Genomic DNA, 10,381 nt, shown 5'->3' on the forward strand with positions numbered 1-10,381 from the left:
CTATTGTACAATAGAAAAAATAGCTCCAAAACTACAACGTTGGAGTTTTTTTTAATTGAGCTATTCTATTGCCAGAGTCAGGTAAAAGCCAGAAATTATCCTCAGTGTTTCAATTGAGTGGCACTCTCGGCGATCGCTTTTGTGGGTGCCTCAGAAATCTCAAAACTATTGTACAATAGAAAAAATAGCTCCAAAACTACAACGTTGGAGTTTTTTTTAATTGAGCTATTCTATTGCCAGAGTCAGGTAAAAGCCAGAAATTATCCTCAGTGTTTCAATTGAGTGGCACTCTCGGCGATCGCTTTTGTGGGTGCCTCAGAAATCTCAAAACTATTGTACAATAGAAAAAATAGCTCCAAAACTATAACGTTGGAGTTTTTTGAATTTATCCAGGACTTACGCACCAAGCGCCGTATCTAGTAGGGGCGAATGGCATTCGCCCCCCTACAGATAGCGTATTGTCTAAGAATTTGCGTAAGTCCTGTTATCTATTCTATTGCTAGAGTCAGGTAAAAGCCAGAAGTTATCCTCAGTGCTTCAATTCAGTGGCACTCTCGGCGATCGCTTTTGTGGGTGTCTCAGAAATTTCAAAACTATTGTATAATAGAAAAAATAGCTCCAAAACTATAACGTTGGAGTTTTTTGAATTTATCTATTCTATTGCTAGAGTCAGGTAAAAGCCAGAAGTTATCCTCAGTGTTTCAATTCAGTGGCACTCTCGGCGATCGCTACATTTTTTACTTTGAGGCGACCTTTAATTTCTCTGAATAACTGCGGGTTCCAATTCAATAAATTGACTAATGGTTTAGATGGCATAATTAATTACTCCAATCAAATAAAGCAGGACTTACGCAGAGACTCTACATATAGTGAGGGTGAATACCATTCGCCCCTACGACTTTTGATTTCCGTGAAGCCGTATTACTTTTACTATTTTTTGAACTGTTGACTTCCGCAAAGCTAAATATTTAAGTCAGTAATTTTTGAGAATTAGATGTACCTAATTTTCTGATTTTTTTGGTCAGTTGTAAAGTTACTAATGTCAAGACACTCCACTGACCAATAATTGCAATTAACATTGATGCGATCGCTGGATAATTTAAGTCAATGGAGAGCCAAGGAAAAGTTGAAAATAGCCATAAATTTGAGTGATTATCAGGTGAAATTGACAGTAATAATAAAGCAATAGGTGGCAAATAAATTAAACTACCTAATATTCCTACTGCGCAAATAGCAGGTTTTTTGACTTTCATCAACAATACAAGTTGAACGATCGCTGCATAAATTAAAATTAAATTTAGGCTCATAATTAAAGTTAAAATAGCTCGTAATTTAATTTCATTGTCATGCCAAAGTAAAATCCATGAACTCCAAATTAAACCAGTAATAACTAGGTTAATTCCGATCGCCACTAAAGCTGGACTTTTTTCACCCCAAATTAACTCTTGTTTTAAACTAATAGCTACACCTTTAACAATTGTAGTTTCATCATTATTAATTTGTTGATGTCTGTATCTTGCCCAATCTTGCACACTTTGTCTTTGAGGTGATAACAAAGCAATGACTAACAAAAACCAGAATAAGTTAATAGTGCAGAAGAAAATCAGTGAATTTCATAAAATGTAGCTTGATTTTTCATCATTGCCAATATTTATTAATAAGAACAATGGCAGTAGATAAAAATGGAAACATCCCATTAACCAATAGCTTTGTTCTTTACTAATAATTGTGGCATTAGGATTTCGGTAACGACGATTTACAGCTTTCCAAATCCAGTAGCTTCCCAAAACTAATGCTAGGTAAATTAAAATTGGTACTCCTAATAGTTTGCCAAGCAAAATTTTCTGGATAGATTGAGGACTAAGGCGAATAAAATTGAGAGTACCAAGACGTTTTTCTTTGGCCAGGTCCGCTACTAACATATAAACACCGCCAATTAATATTACAGCCAAAAATATCCAACTTAAAGCTTTGAATATATCTAGCCACCAATACCTAAAATAATTATGGCACTTACTATTAGTAAATCTCTTATTCCATCAGTACCAATAAGAGCGTAAGACTCATCAGTATATGATTGAATTATACTGATAATAGGAAACAAAAATACTCCGGTTATTGTTGCAATTAACCAAGCTTGAGTAACTCCTAAAAAGGCCAAAAGTAGTGAGGCATTGTAGAGAAAATAACAAACTGTAATTAAAACTCCATAAAATCCAAATAACCAAGATAAAGACAAACCAGATGAAATATTAGCCCACAAATGTAAAGGCAAAGAAATAGCGATTGCTAGGTAAATTAAAATTGGTACTCCTAATAGTTTGCCAAGCAAAATTTTCTGGATAGATTGAGGACTAAGGCGAATAAAATTGAGAGTACCAAGACGTTTTTCTTTGGCCAGGTCCGCTACTAACATATAAACACCGCCAATTAATATTACAGCCAAAAATATCCAACTTAAAGCTTTGAATATATCTAGCCACCAATATGACCAGTCAATAGCAGTACAATATATATTTTTTTCTACTTCTACTCTTACACAATATCGGTTATAGAGAACAACACCTTTACCGTATTCTTGTGGAAGTTTTCCTAGAAAAAACATCATTACTATGAATTGACACAGGAGAGATGCTGAGATGGCGATCGCTACATTTTTTACTTTGAGGCGACCTTTTATTTCTCGGAATAATTGAGGATTCCAGTTAAATAAATTGTTTAATGGTTTAGATAACATAATTTATCACTCCAATAAGAAATTTTCCATGGTGAATTCTTCAATTTTTTTGACCTGTCAATAATTTCTGAGAATCGGATGCACCTAATGTTTGAATTTTTCTAGTTAGTAGGAAAGTTACTAATATTAAGACGCTCCACTGACTAATAATTGCTATTAACATTGGTGTGATAGCTAAAAAACCTTCGCCAATAGAAAACCAAGGGAAAGTAGAGAATAACCACAAATCAGGGGAACCCTCGGGTGTAATTGACATTAACAAAATTAGTGCCAAAGGTTGTAAAAAAATCAAACCACCTAGTATCCCTATTGCCCAAATAGCAGGATTTTTGATTTTCATTAGCAATATAAATTGAGCGATCGCTGCATAAATTAAGATTAAATTTAAGCTCAAAATTAAGGTCAAAATAACTGGTAGTTTAATCGTATTATCTTGCCAAAATAAAATCCAGGAAATCAAAATTACAGCAGTAATAACTACATTAATTCCCATTGCTACTAAAGGTGGACTTTTTTCACTCCAAATTAAATCTTCTTTTAAACTAATAGCCGATCCTTTGATAATTGTAGTTTCATCATTATTGACTTGTTGATGTCTATATCTTGCCCAATCTTGTATGCTCTGTCGTTGAGGTGACAACATAGCAATTACTAATAAAAACCAAAACAAATTAAGAGTACAGAATAAAACCGGTGAATTGTGTAAATCGTCAGTAATACCTATCGCTAACAAAAACAGTAGCAGATAGACTTGGGAACATCCCATTAACCAATAACTTTGTTTTTTGCTAATAACTGTACGATTAGGATTTCTGTAACGCCGATTTACAGCTTGCCAAATCCAATAGCTTCCCAAAATTACACCTGATATAATCATCGCACCAGTTCTTAGTAGAAAATCAGGAAAATGGGCACGAACTGCATAATCATAAGTATATGGTTGAATAATGGTTAGAAAAGGGTACAAAAATATGGCTGTTATGGCAGAAGCTAACCAAGCTTGAGTAACTCCTAAAAACACAAAAAGTATTGACGTATTGTAGAAAAAACAACAAACTTTTATTAAAATTCCATAAAATACAAAAAACCAAGATCAAGGTAAACCAGATGATATATTTGCCCACAAATGTAGAGGTAAAAAAATAGCTCCTGCTAGGTAAATTAAAATTGGTACTCCTAATAGTTTGCCGAGCAAAATTTTCTGACTAGATTGAGGACTAAGACGAATAAAATTGAGAGTACCAAGACGTTGTTCTTTTGCTAGGTCTGCTAATAACATATAGACACCACCAGTTAACATTAAAGTCAGCAAAATTATATTCAAAGTGCTGAAGATATCTACCCACCAATTAGACCAATCAATACCTGTACAATATCGTCCTACTTCGACACAATATGGATTATGGCGAGCAACATCTGTACCATAAGTTTGTGGAAGTCTTTCTAGGAAAAACATCATTACTATGAATTGGCAGAGGAGAGATGCTGAGATGGCGATCGCTACATTTCTAGTTTTGAGGCGACCTTTAATTTCTCGGAATAATTGAGGATTCCAATTGAATAAATTGTCTAATGGTTTAGATAACATAAGTTATAACTCCAAAGATTATAAAATTAATTTGCTTGCTGATGTCCGAGTTTCAGAAAAATTGCTTCCCAGGAAAAAGTGTATTTTACTTTCTATGTGTTTTGATAATGGAATCGGCCTCAGATTAATTTTTTTTCTAAGTCGTTATTAATTACTTAAACAGTAAGCATTCAGCAGTCAGCTATCAGCAATCAGCTTCTAAGATACATCTATAATTTATGCCCATAAATTATATGAGTTGACAACTCAAATATATGGTTGAAAATGTAGTAGAAGTTAAAAGAACTCTTGCTTCATTCATTAAAGCTAGGAGCTGACTGCTAATAGCTGAATGCCTACCTTAAACAGACTTCAATATTATTCAGTTATTGAGTTCCTAATAATTTTTATGACTCTAAGAAATTTTCTGACTGTAAGAAATTTTGTCTGGTGAATTCTTCAATCTTTTTGACCTATTAGTAATTTCTGATAATCAGATGCACCTAATTTTTTGATTTTTCGGATTAGTAGTAAAGTTACTGATATTAAGACAGTCCACTGACCAATAATTGCTATTAAAATTGGTGTAATAGCTAAAGAATTGTTGAGAGCAAACGAAGGAAAAGCAGAGAACAACCACAAATCAGGATAAATATCAGGGTTAATTGACATTAACGTTAGTGCCAAAGGTTGTAGAAAAATAAAACCACTTACTATTCCTGTAGCCCAAATAGTAGGCTTTTTGACTTTTGTTAGCAATATAAATTGAGCGACCGCTGCATAAATTAAGATTAAGCTAAAGCTCAAAATTAATATCAAAATAGCTGATAGTTTGATCGTGTTATTTTGCTGCCAAAATAAAATCCAGGCAATCCAAATTACAGCAGTAATAACTAGATTAATTCCTATTGCTACTAAAGCTGGACTTTTTTCACTCCAAATTAAATCTTGTTTTAAGCTAATAGATAATCCTTTGACAATTGCAGTTTGATCATTATTAACTTGTTCATGTCTATATCTTGCCCAATCTTCTACACTTTGTCGTTGAGGTGACAACATAGCAATTACTAATAAAAACCACAACAAATTAAGAGTACAGAATAAAGCCAGCGATTCTTGTAAAACGTCAGTTGATTTATAGTCAATATTGTGTAGTAAGAAACATAGCATTAGATAGACTTGGAAACATCCCATTAAGCAATAGCTTTGTTTTTTATTAATAGCTGTAGCATTAGGATTTCTGTAACGACGATTTACAGCTTGCCAACTCCAGTAGCTTCCCAAAATTAGAGCTGAAATAATCATATGACCAATTCTTAAAGTAATTATCACACCAATTCTTATTAGTAGAACATTTCTTTCATGAGTACCAATAAGGGCGTTAATCTCATCACTATACCCTTCATCAATAGCAGCTATTAGAAGATAGAAAAATATGCCTGTTATGGCAGCAGCTAACCAAGCTTGACAACCTACTAAAAACGCAAAAAGTAGTGAGGTATTGTAGAAAAAACAACAAACTATTATTAAAACTCCATAAAATACAAAAAACCAAGATAAAGACAAACCAGACGATATATTTGCCCACAAATGTAGAGGCAAGAAAATAACTACTGCTAGGTAAATTAAAATTGGCACTCCTAATAGTTTGCCGAGCAAAATTTTCTGACTAGATTTAGGACTAAGACGAATAAAATTGAGAGTACCAAGACGTTGTTCTTTTGCTAGATCTCCTACTAACATATAGACACCGCCAATTAACATTAAAGGAAGCAAAATCAAACTCAAATTGTTGAAGATATCTAACCACCAACTAGACCACTCAATATCTGTACAATATTTTCCTACTTCGACACAATATTGACTATCACTGGTAACATATCTACCGTATTCTTGTGGAAGTCTTCGTAGATAATACGTCATTACTATGAATTGGCACAGGAGAGATAAAGAGATGGCGATCACTACATTTCTGGTTTTGAGACGACCTTTTATTTCTCGGAATAATTGAGGGTTCCAATTGAATAAATTGACGAATGGTTTAGATAACATAAGTTATAACTCCAAAAATTTTGAAATTAACAGGATTTACTCAAAGAAACCCGGTTTCTCCTAAATGTCTATTGTTAAAAATAATGGTTTACCGTAGAAACCGGGTTTCTGGGTTCTTCCTGGGTAAGTCTTAATTTGCTTGCTGATGTCCGAGTTTGAGAAAAATTTCTTCTAGGTCTTCTTGAGTACAATGGAAATTTGTGACTGGGATATTAGCAAGAATGAGCGATCGCAACAAACTAGCAGCATCTTCGGGAGTTCCGGAAAATTGAACTTGTACTTGCTGACTATCTGGCAAAACTTCCCAAGCTTCCACCCAGGGAGAATTTTTAATTTCCGCAATCAAGTCTGATAACCCACTCATAACAGAAATCGAGATTTGCTGAGTACTAAGACGTTGATAAAGTTCTTTGAGAGAAGCACTTTCTACCAAATAACCTAATTCCATTATTCCTATAGAAGAGCAAAGGTCTGCCAAGTCACTGAGAACATGGGAAGAAATGACTATTGTCATGCCTGCTTCTTGCAATGCTTTGATAATTTCCCGAAACTGCATTCTGGCAATGGGGTCTAAACCAGAAACAGGTTCATCTAATAATAGTAGCAGGGGTTCGTGAATAATAGTTCTGCCTAAACTCAGACGTTGTTTCATACCCCGGGATAGAGTAGAAATCATACTATTCCGTTTATTCACCAATTCGACCAATTCCAAGACAGTAAAAAGTCGGCGTGAACGGTAAGGTTCCCGCAAATTGTAAAGTCTGGCAAAATAGTCAAGATAATCCCACAAAGTTAGGTCGTCATATACCGGAAAGTCGTCTGGCAAAAAACCGAGGCGTTGTTTCAGGGTGGGGTTGGTATGGTCACGCAGTAGGCGTTCTCCACTGATATATATTTCCCCTATTGTGGGTTCTTCGGCAGTAGCTAACATTCTTAATAGGGTGGTTTTGCCTGCCCCATTAGGTCCAATCAGTCCATAAACTTCCCCAGTAGCTACTTGTAAATGGAGGTCGTTGACTGCTATATGGCGATCAAATTGTTTGGTAAGGCCACGAGTTTCAATTGCTAGTTCTTGTAGCATGACTGTTAAACAGAAGAAGGTAGGTTAAGTGGGTGGGTTGAAACTACCCTAGCCAATGTCTACAGGATTTGGCATTAAGATTTCGCAATGTTTAGGCACATTATATTTTTGTGGTAATTCTGTTATGTTCATTACATTTTTCAATAATTTTGAGTATAATCTCTGGATATATAAAGATTGAATTTGTTAAGCGATCGCTCTCTATATGTGAAAATTTTTATTACTGAAGTCGTGCTTTTTCCATGACAGACTTAATATAATCCGTTTTTCCTGTTGTGTATGCTTTTCGAGCGATCGAAAAGCGTTGAGCAAGATTACGTTTTAATTTTGCATAGCGTGCTGCTTCATCTGGATGCTGACAAAGATAGTCTCGAAATATTAAACACTCCCATAATATACTGTCTGCTTCGACGATATGAACATGATGAGTGCGTGGACTGTTAGGTGGTAGACCTTTGACAAAAAACATCCGCTCTGGATCGGAATTATCAAACCAATATTCATATCCCAAGAGTTTTAACTGAGGAATAGCTATTTGTTTTGGTTCCTCAAGTGAAGATACTTCAATCAATAAATCAATAATAGGTTTTGCTGCTAAACCTGGTACTGCTGTGCTGCCAAAATGTTCGATACGATGAATAAGAGATTCTCCTAAAACTTCACGAATGTGTGTAGCTTCTTGCTGAAACATAAATTTCCAGTCTGGATTATGTTCGACGATAATAATTGCATCCATTTATCTATAAAATATTAACAAAAAACAGCGTTGGTAAAGCGCGTGTATGATATTAATCTTAATTCTTTAGGAGTCAGGAGTCAGGAGTCAGAACTCAAGAGTCAGGAGGGAATAAAGAAGAAGAAACCCCGAGTAGAAGGAGAAAGTTTTTTTGCCACGTAGACGGAACGGAGTTCTATCGCGCTCTTATCCGGACATAATATAATACCTCTTTTCACCAACGGCCAAAAAACTAATACCAAAGTTATTAGGATAATATTATAGATCGGGACTTATGCAAGTGCATAATTATGTTGGAACTAATGCAGTCAATTACCCAACCAGATATTTTTATAATCAGGACTTACGCAAATTATTAGATAAAACGCTATCTGTAGAGGGCAAATGCCATTCCCCCCTACTAGATATGTCGCTTGGTGCGTAAGTCCTGATAATATAAGTACAATAACCAATTGAGAAAAGTTCCATGAAAAAATTGATTAATAACCCCAACGATCTAGTTCGGGAAAGCCTTCAAGGTATGGCGATCGCCCACCCCGATCTAATTAAAGTCAACTTCGATCCCCACTTTATCTACCGCGCTGATGCACTGATAAAAAATAAAGTTGCCATCATCTCCGGTGGTGGGAGCGGTCACGAACCAATGCACGGAGGTTTTGTGGGGATGGGAATGTTAGACGCTGCTTGTCCTGGTGAAATTTTTACCTCTCCCACTCCCGACCAAATGTTAGAAGCTGCTAAAGTCGTCAACTCAGGTGCAGGTGTTCTCAATATTGTCAAAAATTATAGTGGCGATGTGATGAATTTCGAGATGGCAGCTGAACTTGCTTTCTCAGAAAATATCCGAGTCTTGAATATATTAATAGATGATGATGTCGCCGTTAAAGATAGTCTCTTTACTCAAGGGCGGCGAGGTGTCGGGACCACAGTGTTAGCAGAAAAAATATGTGGTGCTGCTGCTGAAGCTGGTTATGACTTGAAGCAAATAGCAAACCTTTGCCGGAAAATCAATCTTAACGGACGCAGTATGGGAATGGCATTGACATCATGTACAACACCTGGTAAAGGTAGCCCCACTTTTGAGTTAGGTAATAACGAAATTGAATTTGGTATTGGCATTCATGGGGAGCCAGGGCGAGAACGAATGTCTATGAAATCTGCCGATGAAATTGCGGAAATGTTGGCTGTATCTATTATTGAAGATGTAGGTTATAGTCGGATACTACGGGAGTGGGATGAGGATAAAGGAGAATGGCAGGAAGTGGAGTCGAGGGACCAACCATTTGAGTCTGGCGATCGCATCCTGGCTTTTGTTAATAGTATGGGTGGTACTCCTATTTCTGAGTTATATATTATTTATCGTAAATTAGTAGAAATTTGCGAACAAAAAGGACTACACATTGTCCGTAATTTTATCGGACCTTATATTACTTCCCTAGAAATGCAAGGTTGTTCTATTACTTTGTTGAAATTGGATGATGAGTTTATTAAATTCTGGGATGCGCCTGTGAAAACTCCGGCATTACGATGGGGTATTTAGGGTTTGCGTATGGAAAATCTTTTTGCTGGGGTAGGAGACAACCCACCCCTCGCCCCTCCCCCTCCCAGGAGGGGAAGGACCGAGTCAGGAGAAGTGGGAATAAGCGAAGAGGTAGGAGTAAGAATTGTCCCAAGATTGTTCTGCCCAAATATTTACAGCGGTTTTCATTTGAGTAGACCACAGTAGGGGCGAATGGCATTTGCTAACGCAAAGCTCCGAATGGCGCCCTTATATCATGTCCGGATAATTAGTGCGGAAACTGCTGTAACTATTGGACAATAGATAAATAGAACATCAATGTTTGACATAAAAAGGCTGAAACTTTTACCTGTAAAAGCTTTGAGGTTTAATCAGCAGAGTCATAACTATTGGACAATAGATAAATAGAACATCAATCATCCCCAAATACAGCGATCGCTTTCTCTGTAGAGTCATAACTATTGGACAATAGATGAATAGAACATCAATCATCCCGAAACACAGCGATCGCTTTCTCTGTAGAGTCATAACTATTGGACAATAGTTATGACTCTACAGAGAAAGCGATCGCTTTCTCTGTAGAGTCATAACTATTGGACAATAGATGAATAGAACATCAATCATCCCGAAACACAGCGATCGCTTTCTCTGTAGAGTCATAACTATTGGACAATAGATGAATAGAACAT

13 protein-coding genes are annotated in these 10,381 nt (G+C 36.0%); 3 read left to right on the forward strand and 10 right to left on the reverse strand.

What is annotated here, in order from left to right:
• Positions 1–693: 693 nt before the first annotated feature.
• The 9 genes from D5R40_RS41495 to D5R40_RS26570 form a co-directional block, all read right to left on the reverse strand.
• Positions 694–816 carry a hypothetical protein gene (locus D5R40_RS41495; RefSeq protein ID WP_275670296.1) on the reverse strand — a complete coding sequence of 41 codons (123 nt, stop codon included), beginning with the start codon at positions 814–816 and terminating at the stop codon, positions 694–696.
• A 152-nt stretch (positions 817–968) separates the two neighbouring features.
• Positions 969–1,571 carry a hypothetical protein gene (locus D5R40_RS26535; RefSeq protein ID WP_124143633.1) on the reverse strand — a complete coding sequence of 201 codons (603 nt, stop codon included), beginning with the start codon at positions 1,569–1,571 and terminating at the stop codon, positions 969–971.
• Positions 1,572–1,613: 42 nt separating this feature from the next.
• A complete protein-coding gene (locus D5R40_RS26540; protein WP_124143634.1) occupies positions 1,614–1,952 on the reverse strand; it encodes a hypothetical protein in 339 nt (112 codons plus the stop codon).
• A gap of 29 nt (positions 1,953–1,981) precedes the next feature.
• Positions 1,982–2,737, reverse strand: a complete 756-nt coding sequence (locus D5R40_RS26545) for a hypothetical protein (RefSeq protein WP_124143635.1) — start codon at positions 2,735–2,737, stop codon at positions 1,982–1,984.
• Positions 2,738–2,777: 40 nt separating this feature from the next.
• Positions 2,778–3,758, reverse strand: a complete 981-nt coding sequence (locus D5R40_RS26550; RefSeq protein WP_124155458.1) for a hypothetical protein — start codon at positions 3,756–3,758, stop codon at positions 2,778–2,780.
• Positions 3,759–3,830: 72 nt separating this feature from the next.
• Entirely contained in the window at positions 3,831–4,325 is a 495-nt protein-coding gene (locus D5R40_RS26555) for a hypothetical protein (protein WP_124155459.1), read from the reverse strand.
• Positions 4,326–4,763: 438 nt separating this feature from the next.
• Entirely contained in the window at positions 4,764–6,356 is a 1,593-nt protein-coding gene (locus tag D5R40_RS26560; RefSeq protein ID WP_124155460.1) for a hypothetical protein, read from the reverse strand.
• 130 nt (positions 6,357–6,486) lie between these two features.
• Positions 6,487–7,437 carry an ABC transporter ATP-binding protein gene (locus D5R40_RS26565; protein ID WP_124143638.1) on the reverse strand — a complete coding sequence of 317 codons (951 nt, stop codon included), beginning with the start codon at positions 7,435–7,437 and terminating at the stop codon, positions 6,487–6,489.
• Positions 7,438–7,657: 220 nt separating this feature from the next.
• A complete protein-coding gene (locus D5R40_RS26570) occupies positions 7,658–8,173 on the reverse strand; it encodes a GrpB family protein (RefSeq protein WP_124143639.1) in 516 nt (171 codons plus the stop codon).
• 30 nt (positions 8,174–8,203) lie between these two features.
• On the opposite strand from D5R40_RS26570, the gene D5R40_RS41500 reads away from it, so the two are divergent.
• The 3 genes from D5R40_RS41500 (at position 8,204) to D5R40_RS36115 (ending at position 9,899) form a co-directional block, all read left to right on the forward strand.
• Positions 8,204–8,335, forward strand: a complete 132-nt coding sequence (locus D5R40_RS41500) for a hypothetical protein (RefSeq protein WP_275670297.1) — start codon at positions 8,204–8,206, stop codon at positions 8,333–8,335.
• Positions 8,336–8,639: 304 nt separating this feature from the next.
• A complete protein-coding gene (gene dhaK / locus D5R40_RS26575; RefSeq protein ID WP_124143640.1) occupies positions 8,640–9,713 on the forward strand; it encodes a dihydroxyacetone kinase subunit DhaK in 1,074 nt (357 codons plus the stop codon).
• Between the two features lie 9 nt (positions 9,714–9,722).
• Positions 9,723–9,899, forward strand: a complete 177-nt coding sequence (locus D5R40_RS36115; RefSeq protein ID WP_161564362.1) for a hypothetical protein — start codon at positions 9,723–9,725, stop codon at positions 9,897–9,899.
• A 138-nt stretch (positions 9,900–10,037) separates the two neighbouring features.
• Here the strand turns inward: D5R40_RS36115 and D5R40_RS26580 are convergent, their stop codons facing one another.
• Complete coding sequence (locus D5R40_RS26580) at positions 10,038–10,220, reverse strand: hypothetical protein (RefSeq protein ID WP_124155461.1); 183 nt, start codon at positions 10,218–10,220, stop codon at positions 10,038–10,040.
• Positions 10,221–10,381: the final 161 nt, after the last annotated feature.

Source organism: Okeania hirsuta (assembly GCF_003838195.1).
Classification (GTDB): Bacteria; Cyanobacteriota; Cyanobacteriia; order Cyanobacteriales; family Microcoleaceae; genus Okeania; species Okeania hirsuta.